A 12640-nucleotide genomic window follows, 5' to 3' on the forward strand; every position below is an offset into this window, starting at 1 on the left:
TTCGTGCCACCGGGTACGGGTGGAGCCATGGCTCGAGCTCTGCCTGCAAAGTAGACGTGCCAGGTGGCCCTGCCCGATGGGTCACCTGGCTATATGCGTCGGTCTAGGACTTGGGTCCGGACTTGGGCGTGTCCGTCGGGACGTCCGTGGTGCAGGTCAGCGGGGCATCGTCGGGCACGAGTTGCATTGAGAGCGCGGTCGAGTTCGGGGAGTCGGGCTGGTAGTCCTCTGTCCTCATGCCGATGATCAGCTTGGTCGCCGGGGGCATCGCCGACGGCGTGATGACCATGACCTTTTCGCCGGACTGCTCTCCGGTCCCGACGACCTTTTGCAAGTCCGCTTCCAGGCTCTGGGATGCGTCCGATGCCTGGCACCACTTGTTGATCGTGATCTGGGCGGGGATACCGGCCTGGGCCAGTGTCCGCTGCATGATCTCCGGGTCCAGTGCCTGCCTCTTGGTCAGCTTCACGGTGACCGTGCCGTCGGGGTTGGTGTCGACGGAGAACGCGGCCAGGCGCACGTGCACCTGATTGCCGGCGGACGCAGGCGGGGCGTGCACCTGGGGGCTGCTGATCGCCAGCGTCAATGCCAGGCCCGTCGCCAATGCCGCGCCGGTCGCCGTCGCCGCGGTCCTGCGGCGGCGGCGCGAGCGGCCTGCCGCCACGAGTTCCTGCACCGGCGTGTGCATGTGCACCTCGGCCATCGCGTCCCGCATCGCGTTCAGTACGTCGTTGTCGTTCATCGTTCGCCCTCCTGGCCGTTGACTGTTGCGAGGTCGCCGCGCAAAGCCGCGACGGCGCGCGACAGATGTGCGGTGACGGTTCCCGGAGCGATCCCGAGGGCCCTGGCCGCGGTTTCGGTGTCCAGGTCGAGGAAGACACGCAGCGCGATCACCTCCCGCTGCCGTCGCGGCAACCGCCGTAGCGCCACCAGCAGAGCGGGGTCCACATCGGCCCCGTCGGCCGCCGCGCGGTCCACGGCGTCGTGACCCGTGAGGGCGACCTCGTGGCGGCGGCGCCGCCACCATGTGACCCGGGTGTTCAGCGCCACGCGAACGATCCAGGCGTGTGGCGCTGGATGCCGGCTCACCTTCCGCCACGACATCCACGCCCGCGTGAACGCCTCAGCAACCAGGTCCTCCGCCAGCTGCCGGTCACCCGTGGTGGCAAGCACCGCCCTGAGGCAGGCATCCCGGCTTTCCTGGTAGAACTCCTCAAACTCCAGATGCTCCACGTCCCCTATACGCACCAGCACAGCCAGACGCTTACCGGATTTCTCGCTTCCCGCCCGGATCGCGCGAAAGCACAGCGCTGCTGTTCAAGCGAGGGACGCCGGCCCTGGCAGGCAGCGTCACCACTCGGCGCAGAGCCGTTCGGCTGCCCGGAACGCCAGCGCCATGATCGTCAGTGCCGGGTTGACGGGACCGTTGGTGACATGCACGGAGGCGTCGACGACGTACAGGTTGTCGTGGCCGTGGACCCGGCCCCATCGGTCCACGACCGACGTCTGCTCGTCGTCGCCCATCCGGCACGTGCCCGACTGGTGCTGCCCGGCGTGCAAGGCCAGGGTCGCCGGCGCCGTCCACGTCCGGCGCGCGCCCGAGGCGAGCAGCCATTCACGGGCGCGGCCGGCGATGTAGTCCTCTGTGCGCAGGGTCTCCGGATGCGTCGTGCCGGACAGGCGGGCGACGGGGATTCCCCACCGGTCGCGCACATGGGGGTCGAGCCGCGTTCTCGCGTGCGGGCTGGGGATCTCCTGGACCGGTCCGCCGACGCGCATGACGCGGCGGTAGTTCTCACGCATGTACCGCTTGTTCTCCATGCCCCAGCGGGGCACGTCAGGAGGCAGATTGCGGGCCCAGAAGGCGATCGGCAGCACGGTGAACTCGTCGGCGAGCATCGCCCCGCCGATCGCCCCGTCATTTTGGTGCGCGAAGTCGAGCGTCGCCAGCGAGACGCCGGGCCCGAGCCCGTCGTACACGGGTTCGTCCATCTCGCCGAGCGCCCATGCGTAGGCGTGGCCCTGGAGGTGCCGGCCCACCTGGTCGTGGTTGTTGCCGAGCCCGTGCGGCTCGCGCCGGGTCGGTGAGTTCTGCAGCAGTCGCGCCGTCTCGATCGCGCCTGCCGCGCAGATCACCACCTCGGCCTCGACGACGTGGCGCGCCCCCGAGCGATCCACCCAGCGCACGCCGATGACGCGGCCCGCGGGATCGCATTCGACCCGTTCGGCCACGGCCTCCGGCAGCAGCCGGGTGCGCCCGGTGGCGAGCGCGCGGCTCAGCACGGTGTTGTGCGAGCCGTTCTTCGCCTCCGCCGGGCAGGCGAAGCCGACGCAGTGCTGGCAGCGGGTGCAGGCGGACCGCCCGGCGTACGGCACCGAATTGATCAGCAGAGGCACCGGCAGCACGTCCCAGCCGAGGGCGGCCGCACCCCCGCGCAGCGCTCTGGCCTGCAGGCCCTCAGGAAGCGGGGGCATGGGGTACGGCCTGGCGCGCGTCCAATAACGGCTACTGGCCGCGTGGTCGCCGCAGACCCCGATCTCCCACTCGGCACGCTCGTAATAGGGCTCCAGGTCGTCGTAGCCGATGGGCCAGTCGGCGAGGCTGCTCCCCGCGGGCACGCCGTATGTGCTCGCCATCGTGAAGTCGGTGGGCAGGAACCGCCACGCCTGGGCCCCGTAGAGCCGGGTACCGCCGCCGACCAGCGTGGCGTTGCCGTGGAAGCCCGGCTCGTGGGCCCGTACCAGCCGCTCGCGGCCCACCGCGTCGACGAAGACGCGCCGGCCGTCCTCGTAGTCCGGCCCGGACCGGTGCGGATAGCGGGCGATCCGGTGGTTGCGCAGATGATCGCGGCCGATCCGGTCGTACGTGAGATCGCGGCCCCGCTCCAGCACGAGCACCTGTTTGCCCGCCTCGGCCAGGACCGCGGCGGCGACCCCGCCCCCGGCGCCCGATCCGATCACGACCGCGTCCACCCGCATCAGCCGCGCACCTCTCGCCTGATCATCCCCGCACCTCGAACCCGATCATCCGCCAGGAGACGGCGTCGAGGTTGCCGCCGTTGCCCGGGTCACCGTAGAAGCCCTCCATGACGTGCCCCACCACGGTGCTCACGAACACCGCCGCGTCTAACGGCCACGGCGTGCGGGTGGCGCCGGCCTCCAGATCCCGCAGCAGCGCTTCGCGTCGTTCGTACGGGAGCAGGGGGAAGCTCGCGCCGTACCTCTCTCGCGCCTCGGCCTCGATGGCGTCGAGCCCGACGCCGTAGTCCGCGTGCACGCCGGCCTGCTGGTCGAGGTAGTGCAGGACGCCGGCCTCGGTGCCGCTCGGGTACTCGTCGGCGGGGACGATCGTGTCGACGACCGCGCTCAGCGTCGCGGTCTGCTCAGGGGTCACGCCCCGGAACCGAGCGCGCGGCGCGTCTGCTCCTTGGTGCCGGCCGCGCCGGACTGGCCGGCGACAGGTGGCAGGACGGACCAGTCTGCGTCTTCGCGTCGCCGCAGTCGTACGTCGCCGTCGAAGTGGTTGGGATTGGGCAAGGTGAGCGTCCCTTCAGTGGACCTCGATGCGGTCCGGCACGGGCTCGGCAAGTTCACCAGTATGGCCAGATAATACGGCCCCATGTCCAGGACGGGGCCGCCACCGGGAGCCGGCCTTGCTGTGCCGGACGAACGCCGGCGCGCCGATCAGCGCCTTGCGCGCGCTCTGGGAGGCGACATCGCCAGCGCGCGGATAACCACGGCGACCAGCGCATCCTCCGCGACGTAGCCGTACCCGCGAGAGTCCACCGACTCCTCCGGATTGTCCCCGAGGACGACGATGCGTCCCGCGGGGACGGTCTCCTCGTCGACGTGAGCGAGCGAGGGGACGCGGTCGCGCGGCACCGGGTCGCCGGGCAGCGCGAGCACCCGCTTGACGACCAGGCTGGTCACCGGCCCCAAGCCGATGGCCATCACCCTTCCGTCGGCGGCCGGCACTGTGACGCCGACCGGCTGTTCCGCGGCGGGTGGCCTCAGGATGACGACGTCGTCTCTCCGCAGCTTGGAGACGTCTGCGACCCGCCGAGCCAGCAGGCGCGTTCCCGGGCCGTAGGTCGGCTTCATGCTGTTGCCGATCACCGTGATGACCAGCAGCCGGCGGCGCAGAGCAAGCCCGGCCCATGTCGCCGCGGCGATGACCAGGCCGCAGGCCAGTTCGATGATCATGGTTGACCCACCTGCTCGCTCTGGTAGCCGGCCGCCTGCAGGGAGAACATCCGTGCGTAGTCGCCGTCGAGGGTCAGTAACCGGGCGTGCGTGCCCTGCTCGGCGATGATGCCGTCGCGGAGCACGAAGATCATGTCAGCGTCCCGTACGGCGCCGAGGCGGTGCGAGATCAGGATGCTGGTCCTTGCGCTGCGGATGTTCCTGAGCCTGGTGTGCAGGTCATGTTCGGTGTCGGCGTCCAGCCCGGAGCTGGGCTCGTCGAGGATCATGACGTCGCAGTCCTGGCGCAGGTAGGCGCGGGCCAGGGCGATGCGCTGCCACTGCCCGCCGGACAGGACGACTCCGACGTCCGAGCCGGCCGGGCCGGGGCCGGCGACGAACATCCGGGTCAACAGGGTCTGGTAGCCGCGGGGCAGCGCGCTGATGGCGTCATGGATCCCCGCGAGCTCCGCGGCCTTGCGCAGGCGGGCCTCGTCGTCCAGCGCGGACAGCTCACCTACGGCGATGTTGTCGGCGGCGCTGAAGTCGTACTCCATGAAGTCCTGGAAGACGGCGCCCATCCGAGCTCGGAGCTCCTCGTGCGGGAGCTGCCGGATGTCGGTGCCGTCCCAGAGGATGGCGCCTCGGGTCGGCTCGTAGAACCGGCACAACAGTTTCACCAGCGTGCTCTTGCCGGCGCCGTTGGCCCCGATGAGCGCGACCGTGGCGCCCGCCGGGATGAACAGGTCGACCCCGCGCAGCACCCAGTCGTGATCGTCGCTGTAGCGGAACCACACATCGCGCAGCCGGATGCCGTCGCGAAGCGCGGGCACAGGGGCGGGCCGGGCAGCCGAAGCCGGGACAGGCGCAGGGGCGGCGCGCAGTACGGCCTCGTAGTGCTCGAACAGGAGCGCCTCCTGATACGCCGCGGTGGTCGAGACGATCAGGTCGGTGAGACCGGATTGGGTACCGGCCACAGCGGCGATGAACACCGACACGTCCCCGATCGTGAGCCGGCCTTCGCCGGCCGCCGCCACCATCCACACCAGGCCGACGCTACCTGCTCGCCTATTGCTCCCACGTTCAAGAGGTCGCCGAGCACGTCAACTTGGCCGACCTAGTCGAGGTCATCGACCTCCCGGCCAAGCGCGACAATCCTGTCACTGCTTGAACCGGGGGCACCTGCTTGTACCGGTCGCGCAGCGCCTCGGCCGGGACCTGCCGCAGCTCATCGGCGGGCACCCACTCCACGAACTTCTGGTGCAAGGCCCCGCCGTCCGAGTGCGTGGTAACCACCCACGTCACCAGCCCCTCCCAGGCTTTCGGGCCGGCCTGCCGCCACGCGAGCAGGTAAACGCCCCGTGCGTGGACCTCGCCGGGAAGCACGTAGGAGACCAGTGGCGGTATCGCGACCGGATACGCCTCCTCGTTGTAGGGGTTCGGCCTGCTCACTCGGCCATCCGCCTGATCGAATCGTCCATTCCGTCACCATAGCGAGGAGGGTCCCCGTGGCGCTGCGCCCTCCGTTCCAGTACTACGGTGCCAAAGGCAAGCTCGCTCCTTTCCTCGCGTCGCTGCTCCCCAAGCACGAGGTGTACTGCGAGCCGTTCGCCGGGTCCGCCGCGGTGTTCTTCGCCAAGGACCCCGCGAAGATCGAGACGATCAACGACATCAACGGCGACCTCGTCGCGTTCATGCGTACCCTGCGGGACCGGCCGCGTGACCTGCAGCGCGCCATCCAGCTCACCCCGTACGCCCGCGCCGAGCACACCGCGGCCAACCTGGGCGACGCCACGGCGTCCGACTTGGAGCGCGCCCGCCGGTGGTGGGTGCAGTGCACGCAGTCCCGCTCGGGTGAGGCCGGCGCGTCGTGGCGGCGACCCACCTCGAGAACGCGGGTCAAAAACCCGACGACCACGAAGCGGATGGGCGCTGCCCTGCGCCGGCACGCGGCCCGGCTGCGGGAGGCGTTCATCGAGCAGTGCGACGCGCTGGAGCTCGTCCAGCGGATGGACTCGCCGGACACGGCGTTCTACCTGGACCCGCCGTACCTGCGGAGCACGCGGAACGCGGCCGGCTCGGGCCGGTACGTCAAGGAGATGGACGCCGACGACCAGCACCGGCCCCTGCTGGAGCTGCTGAACTCCTGCCGCGGCGCGGTCGTCCTGTCGGGGTACCGGTCGCAGCTGTACGGCGAGCTGCTGTCGGGGTGGCGACGGATCGACTACCGAGTGCGCCAGGCATCGTCGGACGCACGCACGATGGCGGTCGAGTCGATCTGGGTCAATAGGTAGGCGATGTCGGTGGCCGCGTGTGCAGGGACCCCACCAACGCGCGACTGCGAGACAACCGTTAACGATCAGTAGAGCAGCGATCTTGCCCCTGTGAGGCACGTGGTGGCGGCTCACCAGACCTGTAGGAGGTTCAGGCCGTAACCGCTGAAGGACAAGCCGGACCAGGTGAACAGGCGTGGGGTCCGTGGGTTACCCGTGTGCTGACATGTGTGATCAGAAAATGGACACCCATCTGGACTGTCAATCGATCATCGACGCGGTCGAAGATGCCCGTATGAAGGCGATGATCACCAGCGTCGGCACCTCGATGTCTCCGAGCCTCGGCGCCGGACGAGCCGATCTACTGCGAGCCGAGAAACGACGGACAATCGCCGATAGATAGCCGGGCCAGAGCGGCCGTGCCGGCTAGCGGACATGGGAGGCATACGTGAAGCAGACGTTCAAGCAGACGATGCGGGTCGCGTTGGCGGTGATCGCCACCGCAGCCGTCACCGTGGGACTACCAGTATCCCCTGCGAGCGCCGCCGGGGAGAACACTTTCATCAGGAATCTGTCAACGAATCAATGCGTCGTCACCGTGGACGATGATGTGCTCATGGACTGGTGCCGCGAGGGCAATTTGAACATGCTCTGGGACCGACAAGACGACGCCACTATCCACAGGGCCTTCACGGGCCTGTGTCTCGACAGCGACTTCAATGGCGCTGTGTACTTCCAGCAGTGCAACGGCGGCCTTCACCAGAAATGGGGATATCTTCCTAACGGATGGGTGCAGAACCTAGCCACGGGCAGGTTCCTGGACACGGTCCGTATCTACTATGTAACAACTAGCGTGGCCACCGGTGATAGCTGGGAATTCCTCGGCGGATAGTTGAGCGGTGTTCCATCACCATCTCCGGGCGGGCCGTCACCGACCTGCGGCCTGCCCGGCTCGTGGGTCTTAGCCTGGATCCACGGCTTGAAATCTGATGCATGCGTTGTGAAATGCGGCGAGGTGCCCTCTGAACTGGGAAGATTGGAGTTCTCTACGCTTCAATCAGCCAGTTCAGGAAGGCACCTCGTAAGTGCGATTCTCCCACGCCGCCAGCAACACTCACGCGATCTGCGACGAAGAGCATCTGATCTCCTACGGCGGCCTGGCTCCGGCGCTGCGGCTGGCTGAGCGGGTCGGCCTGGAGCGCCTGACCGGCGAGCATGTGACCCCGACAGCGGCAGGTGGGGTGAACGCTCCTGCGAAGGTCGCCTCGATCGTGGCCGGGATGGCCTGCGGTGCCGACAGCATCGACGACCTGGACGCGTTGCGGCACGGGGGAATGGACAAGCTGTTCACCGGCATCCGCGCGCCGTCCACGCTCGGGCGTTCCTGCGCACCTTCACCTGGGGCAACGTACGCCAGCTGGACACCGTCGCCCGGCAGATACTCGCCGCACTGGCGCGGCACACGCCGCTGCTGCCCGGCGCTGACGTGCTGGCCTTCCTCGACATCGACTCCATGCAGCGGCGCACCTACGGGTATGCCAAGCAGGGCTCCGGCTTCGGCCACACCAAGATCCAAGGAAAGAGTGTCCTGGTCCGCGGGCTCAACGTGCTGACCATCACTCTGTCCACCCCGCTGGCCGCCCCGGTCGTGGCCGCGACCAGGCTGCGCGGTGGCAGCGCCAACTCCGCTCGCGGCGCGGCATCCTTGGTACGCGAGTCGATCGCCACCGCCCGGCAGGCGCTGTGCTCTGGCACGCTGATGCTGCGCGGTGACAGCGCGTTCTACAGTGCCGAACTCGTCGGCGCCTGCCACGACGGCGACGTGCGCTTTTCCGTCACCGCCAAACTGGACCCCAAGGTCAAGGCGGCGATCGCAGCCATCGACGAGAAGCATGGGCACCGATCAAGTACCCCAAGGCCGTCTTCGATGACCAAGCCGGCGGCTGGGTCTCCGATGCCGAGGTCGCCGAGATCGGCTACACCGCCTTCACCAGCAAGAAAGGCGGCGCGGTCACCGCCCGCCTGATCGTCCGCCGGGTCAAGAAGGTCAACACCCAGGCCGAGCGCGGCCAAGACGAGTTGTTCGCCACCTACCGGTACTACCCGATCTTCACCGACAGCCCCTACACGCTGCTCCAGGCCGAGGAACAGCATCGCGATCACGCCGTGCAGGAACAGGTCAACGCCGACCTGATCGACGGGCCGCTCGCCCACCTGCCCTCAGGGAAGTTCGCCGCGAACGCCGCCTGGCTCACCTGCGCCGCGATCACGCACAACCTGCTGCGCGCGTTCGGCTGCCTGGCCTCCGCCTTCCACGCCCGGGCGCGCGGAGCGACCCTGCGCCGCCACCTCATCAGCGTCCCCGCCCGCATCGCCCGGCACGGCCGAGCGGGCGGCCGCGGCCACCTCACCCTCCACCTGCCTGCCCGCTGGCACTGGGAAGTCGCCTGGATGAACGTCTTCACCGCCACCCACGACCCACCGCCCGCACACCAGGCCTGACCCGCCCAGCCCCAGGTCACCGCTGCCCTCGACGATCCCTGCACGGACAACTCGCGCTGCCGCGCCCACCCCCGCTCCCGACCCCTGAAGGACATCGGACAGGCCGCGACCCCGCGCGCGGCGGCTTCGCCATGCCCAAAAACGTGCCCTCACCTGCGCATCCGGCCCTCGTCGAGGAATTGGCCCGGAAAATGATCAGGCCAAATCACGCCGTGGATTCAGGCTGAGAAATGGCGGGGGAGTGGCGGCTACCAGGCGGGGGCAGGCTGCAGGGGTCGGCAGCCATCTCCACAGAGGCGGACCGACACGTCCCGCAGGCCTCTTACTCCGGGCTCGCCGAAGCGCTCCCATCCCATGGCTGCTCGGCCGGGTTCGTCCACGGGACCCTGTTCACGGCTGCCATCGCCGCTGGTCATCCTTGCCGTGACGGTCGATTGCGCCAGTGAGTTCGGCGGCCGAGCGGACCCGGCGGACCCGGGCGAAGAGGGTCAAACCATTCTGCCCGGACGGTAGTCGAAGGATGAGGAGATCTGCTCCGACGAGACGAGAGGGCTGAAGTGCTGCGAATACACTTCACCAGCCAGGACTTACGGCGGATTACTTTGGCCGAGGACACGGACCCGTTGTGGGACGTGCTGCTGAGCTTGCATGTGCTGCAGGAAGGGCGGGACCTGATTTATGGGGAGTGGTGGCGGCGGACGCGGCGGGTGAAGGTCCCTGATATACGCCTGTTGCTGTCATTGACGCCGCCCCAAGGATATTCGCCGGATTTCCTCACCCCTGGGCGCGGCGGCGCCGCGCTGGAGGAGCAACTGGATTGGCTGTTGTCCACCCCGACGCAACGGCTCCGCGAGGAGCTGAGTTATTTCAATGACAAGCAGCCGAATTCCTCGTCCATCAGAGCGCTGCTGGACGGAGGCGCTCCGATGCTCGACCGGTTGGGCAACGCCATTACCGAGTATCACCGTGCCGGAATAGCTCCGTACAAACGCATGCTGCGACCACACCTGCAGGCCCACCGCGACCGGCGGCTGCAGGGGCTCGCCGACGGCGGCGTCGATCGCCTGCTGGGCGAGCTGCATCCTGACGTGGTGTGGGAGCCACCGGTCATGAGCGTGTTCGACTACGTGGACCACGACGTGCACCTTGAGGGGCGCGGACTCGTTCTCCTGCCGTCAGCGTTCTGCCGCCGCCATCCGATCACGCTGCGGGACACCGATTTGCCGCCTGTGCTGTGCTTTCCCGTACAGCCGCCCGTCGGCTGGCTGCCTCGTGTCCGGGCGGACGGCACGATGGAACACGAACCGGTCGTGGCTCTGCTCGGGAGGACCCGCGCTTACGTCCTGGAGCAGGTCGCCGGCCCCATGACCACGACGGAGCTGGCCCGGCGCCTCGGCATCTCGCTGGCCATGGCGAGCCGGCACACGACAGTGTTGCGCAATGCCGGCCTGGTTGACTCCAGGCGTGATGGCAACGCCATCTTCCATCACATCACCGCTCTCGGCAGGGCGTTGCTGAACGGCCGGTCGTTCACCTGAGCGTTTGCGTCTCAGCGCAACAAGGGGCTGCGGACATCCGCTCGTGCGACCATTCGCGACGCAGCCCGCGCTGACCTCTTCCTGTTCGACAACACGGACAAGAGCGGCGCGGTGGCCGAGGGCTCCAGACGCCGACAGCGGACACGCGTGCGGACAGCGAGGACCAAGTTCATTGGGCGCACAGAAATACCTCACTGCTCGCTCCGTCAGCGGCCGGTGTCGTGCACGAGGCCGCCGGGCAGCGGGACGCGGTCAGCCGCGCAGTCGCACGCGCCCGGTGACGCCGGTGGTCATCCCCGCGATAATGGCCGACGCGGAGGAGGCCGAGGTCGTCGTCGCCCATCACGAGCGCGCGATCCTGCGCGTCGGCGACGTGTTCCTGAAGATCGACGCTGATCAGACGCGCGCCGACGTCGAGGTCGAGGCGATGGCTATGGCGCCGATCCCGGCTCCGGAGGTCCTGTGGCGGAAGCCGCCCGTGCTCGCGCTCGCCGCCCTCCCAGGGATGCCACTCGGCCGCCTCGGCGAGCCGTCGACCGCGTCGCCGGCCTCGAGCTTCGCGCCTCGATGATCTGGGTCGGAGATCTCCTGCAAGCAGCCGATTGATCACGACATCACCCAGACTCTACTCGTGGACCAGGAGGGAGATCGCGTCGTCGATGAGGGAGTCACCGTCCTCTGCGGAGATGCGGCGGGTGCTGACGAGGGACGCGATTCCCTGCAGGACAGCGGTGAAGAGCAGCTGTAGTCGGTACGAGTTCTGGGGTTTGAGTTCTCCGGCCTCGGTGGTGCGGTCGATCAGGTCACCGAAGGCTGCGAAAAGTCGTTCCGAGGCCGCGCGCAGCCCCTCAGGGGCGTTGCCGTTTTTTGCGGTGAACATGAGGTCCAGGAGCGCGGCGTCCGTGACGGCGAAGTGCACATAGGAGGTCGCGATAGCGCGGAAACGTTGCTTGTAGTCCGCGGCGTCGGAAGCGATCACCGCTTCTACTTCATCGGCGAGGCGGTTGAAGCCTCGCTCGGCGAGCGCGTCCAGGAGCGACTGCCGGTCAACGAAGTGGCTTCGGGGTGCGCCATGACTGACGCCGGCCTTCCGTGCCAGCTCACGCAGCGACAGCGCGTCGATGCCGCCCTCGCGCAAGGTCTGCTCGGCCTGGTCTAGCAGGACGGCTCGTAGGTTGCCGTGATGGAAGGACCTCTGGGTCACTCCCTCAGCCTACCCCGAACTAGACGTTGCCTAGAAACTAGACAACGTCTAGTCTCGCTGTCATGACCCCAGACCTCACAGGCAAGACAGTCATCGTGACCGGCGCGAACAGCGGAATCGGGCTCGCCACCGCCAAAGCCCTCGCCGGATACGGCGCGCGCGTCGTCTTCGCGGTGCGTAACACGGCGAAGGGTGCGAGCGGTGCCATGACGGCGCCTGGCCTCACCGAGGTGCGGCACCTGGATCTGGCCGATCTGGCGTCGATCCGGCGTTTCGCTGCCGATTGGCAGGAGCCGATCCACCTGCTGATCAACAACGCAGGCACCTCGGCCCCCGAACTCGAAAGGACTGTCGACGGATTCGAACTGCAATTCGGAACCAATCATCTCGGTCCGTTCGCCCTGACGAACCTGCTTCTGCCCCACATCACCGGACGAGTGGTCTCTCTGTCGTCACAGGCGGAGCGATTGGGGCGGATCAACTTCGACGATCTCAACTGGGAACGCACCCGCTACAAACAGTCCAGCGCCTATGCAACGTCGAAGCTGGCTAACGTGCTGTTCTCATCCGAGCTGCAACGTCGGCTGAACGCTGCCGGGTCGAAGGTGCTGGCAGTCACGGCGCACCCCGGCTTTGTCGCGACGAACATCTACGACCGGGCGTCCGGGCTTGGCACAAGGCTGATGCTCCGTCTGTTCGCGCAGGGCCCGGAGGAGGGTGCTCTGCCAGTGCTGCATGCCGCCATCGGGAATGTCCCCGGTGACAGCTTCATCGGACCGGAGCACTGGATGCACATGCGTGGCGGTGCCGAACCGATCGGCCGGTCCAAGACCGCGCAGAACACGGAAGTTGCCCGGCAACTCTGGGACGCCTCGGAGAAGCTCACAGGCGTGTCGTTCAGCCTCTGACAGCCGGATCCACATCGTCCTGGTGATCGTTTG

15 protein-coding genes and 1 pseudogene are annotated in these 12640 nt (G+C 68.1%); 7 read left to right on the forward strand and 9 right to left on the reverse strand.

Features of this window, described 5'->3' with window-relative positions; all coding sequences use genetic code 11:
* Nucleotides 1-103: 103 nt before the first annotated feature.
* The 8 genes from ACQPWU_RS21920 to ACQPWU_RS21955 all read right to left on the reverse strand — a co-directional run bounded on the left by ACQPWU_RS21920 (nucleotide 104) and on the right by ACQPWU_RS21955 (nucleotide 5634).
* A complete protein-coding gene (locus ACQPWU_RS21920; protein ID WP_433442847.1) occupies nucleotides 104-742 on the reverse strand; it encodes a hypothetical protein in 639 nt (212 codons plus the stop codon).
* Nucleotides 739-1254 carry a sigma-70 family RNA polymerase sigma factor gene (locus ACQPWU_RS21925; RefSeq protein WP_433442849.1) on the reverse strand — a complete coding sequence of 172 codons (516 nt, stop codon included), beginning with the start codon at nucleotides 1252-1254 and terminating at the stop codon, nucleotides 739-741. The genes ACQPWU_RS21920 and ACQPWU_RS21925 overlap by 4 nt, the downstream gene beginning before the upstream one ends.
* Nucleotides 1255-1350: 96 nt before the next feature.
* Nucleotides 1351-2979, reverse strand: coding sequence for a GMC family oxidoreductase (locus ACQPWU_RS21930; RefSeq protein ID WP_433442851.1), 1629 nt, complete (start codon nucleotides 2977-2979; stop codon nucleotides 1351-1353).
* Between the two features lie 22 nt (nucleotides 2980-3001).
* On the reverse strand, nucleotides 3002-3394 hold the full coding sequence (locus ACQPWU_RS21935; protein ID WP_433442853.1) for a gluconate 2-dehydrogenase subunit 3 family protein: 393 nt from the start codon (nucleotides 3392-3394) through the stop codon (nucleotides 3002-3004).
* Nucleotides 3391-3537, reverse strand: coding sequence for a hypothetical protein (locus tag ACQPWU_RS21940; RefSeq protein WP_433442855.1), 147 nt, complete (start codon nucleotides 3535-3537; stop codon nucleotides 3391-3393). Before ACQPWU_RS21940 ends, ACQPWU_RS21935 begins: the two co-directional genes overlap by 4 nt.
* A 147-nt stretch (nucleotides 3538-3684) precedes the next feature.
* Complete coding sequence (locus ACQPWU_RS21945; RefSeq protein ID WP_433442856.1) at nucleotides 3685-4203, reverse strand: S26 family signal peptidase; 519 nt, start codon at nucleotides 4201-4203, stop codon at nucleotides 3685-3687.
* Complete coding sequence (locus ACQPWU_RS21950) at nucleotides 4200-5222, reverse strand: ABC transporter ATP-binding protein (RefSeq protein WP_433445265.1); 1023 nt, start codon at nucleotides 5220-5222, stop codon at nucleotides 4200-4202. The genes ACQPWU_RS21945 and ACQPWU_RS21950 overlap by 4 nt, the downstream gene beginning before the upstream one ends.
* Before the next feature lie 43 nt (nucleotides 5223-5265).
* A complete protein-coding gene (locus ACQPWU_RS21955) occupies nucleotides 5266-5634 on the reverse strand; it encodes a hypothetical protein (protein ID WP_433442858.1) in 369 nt (122 codons plus the stop codon).
* Nucleotides 5635-5690: 56 nt separating this feature from the next.
* Between ACQPWU_RS21955 and ACQPWU_RS21960 the strand changes: the two genes are divergently transcribed.
* From ACQPWU_RS21960 to ACQPWU_RS21985, 6 genes and pseudogenes are all read left to right on the forward strand, one after another.
* Nucleotides 5691-6476 (forward strand): DNA adenine methylase, encoded by a 786-nt coding sequence (locus ACQPWU_RS21960; RefSeq protein WP_433442860.1) that lies wholly within the window; start codon nucleotides 5691-5693, stop codon nucleotides 6474-6476.
* A gap of 220 nt (nucleotides 6477-6696) precedes the next feature.
* Nucleotides 6697-6858: a hypothetical protein gene (locus ACQPWU_RS21965; protein ID WP_433442862.1), complete on the forward strand. Its 162-nt coding sequence runs from the start codon at nucleotides 6697-6699 to the stop codon at nucleotides 6856-6858.
* Nucleotides 6859-6903: 45 nt separating this feature from the next.
* Complete coding sequence (locus ACQPWU_RS21970; protein ID WP_433442864.1) at nucleotides 6904-7347, forward strand: RICIN domain-containing protein; 444 nt, start codon at nucleotides 6904-6906, stop codon at nucleotides 7345-7347.
* Nucleotides 7348-7540: 193 nt separating this feature from the next.
* Nucleotides 7541-8957: pseudogene (locus ACQPWU_RS21975) on the forward strand (IS1380 family transposase).
* 632 nt (nucleotides 8958-9589) lie between these two features.
* Nucleotides 9590-10495, forward strand: coding sequence for an ArsR/SmtB family transcription factor (locus ACQPWU_RS21980; RefSeq protein ID WP_433445266.1), 906 nt, complete (start codon nucleotides 9590-9592; stop codon nucleotides 10493-10495).
* A 304-nt stretch (nucleotides 10496-10799) separates the two neighbouring features.
* On the forward strand, nucleotides 10800-11066 hold the full coding sequence (locus tag ACQPWU_RS21985; protein ID WP_433442866.1) for a hypothetical protein: 267 nt from the start codon (nucleotides 10800-10802) through the stop codon (nucleotides 11064-11066).
* A gap of 54 nt (nucleotides 11067-11120) precedes the next feature.
* On the opposite strand, the gene ACQPWU_RS21990 is transcribed toward ACQPWU_RS21985, so the two are convergent.
* A complete protein-coding gene (locus ACQPWU_RS21990) occupies nucleotides 11121-11699 on the reverse strand; it encodes a TetR/AcrR family transcriptional regulator (protein WP_433442868.1) in 579 nt (192 codons plus the stop codon).
* Between the two features lie 62 nt (nucleotides 11700-11761).
* Between ACQPWU_RS21990 and ACQPWU_RS21995 the strand changes: the two genes are divergently transcribed.
* Entirely contained in the window at nucleotides 11762-12607 is an 846-nt protein-coding gene (locus tag ACQPWU_RS21995) for an oxidoreductase (protein WP_433442870.1), read from the forward strand.
* The last annotated feature ends 33 nt before the right edge of the window (nucleotides 12608-12640 follow it).

Source organism: Nonomuraea sp. CA-141351, assembly GCF_050944675.1.
Lineage (GTDB): Bacteria > Actinomycetota > Actinomycetes > Streptosporangiales > Streptosporangiaceae > Nonomuraea.

Coding starts and splice junctions, on each gene's coding strand:
- ACQPWU_RS21930 (WP_433442851.1), bottom strand. CDS start 2,979: ATGCGGGTGGACGCGGTCGTGATCGGATCGGGCGCCGGGGGCGGGGTC.
- ACQPWU_RS21965 (WP_433442862.1), top strand. CDS start 6,697: ATGGACACCCATCTGGACTGTCAATCGATCATCGACGCGGTCGAAGAT.
- ACQPWU_RS21945 (WP_433442856.1), bottom strand. CDS start 4,203: ATGATCATCGAACTGGCCTGCGGCCTGGTCATCGCCGCGGCGACATGG.
- ACQPWU_RS21920 (WP_433442847.1), bottom strand. CDS start 742: ATGAACGACAACGACGTACTGAACGCGATGCGGGACGCGATGGCCGAG.
- ACQPWU_RS21995 (WP_433442870.1), top strand. CDS start 11,762: ATGACCCCAGACCTCACAGGCAAGACAGTCATCGTGACCGGCGCGAAC.
- ACQPWU_RS21950 (WP_433445265.1), bottom strand. CDS start 5,222: ATGGTGGCGGCGGCCGGCGAAGGCCGGCTCACGATCGGGGACGTGTCG.
- ACQPWU_RS21985 (WP_433442866.1), top strand. CDS start 10,800: ATGGCCGACGCGGAGGAGGCCGAGGTCGTCGTCGCCCATCACGAGCGC.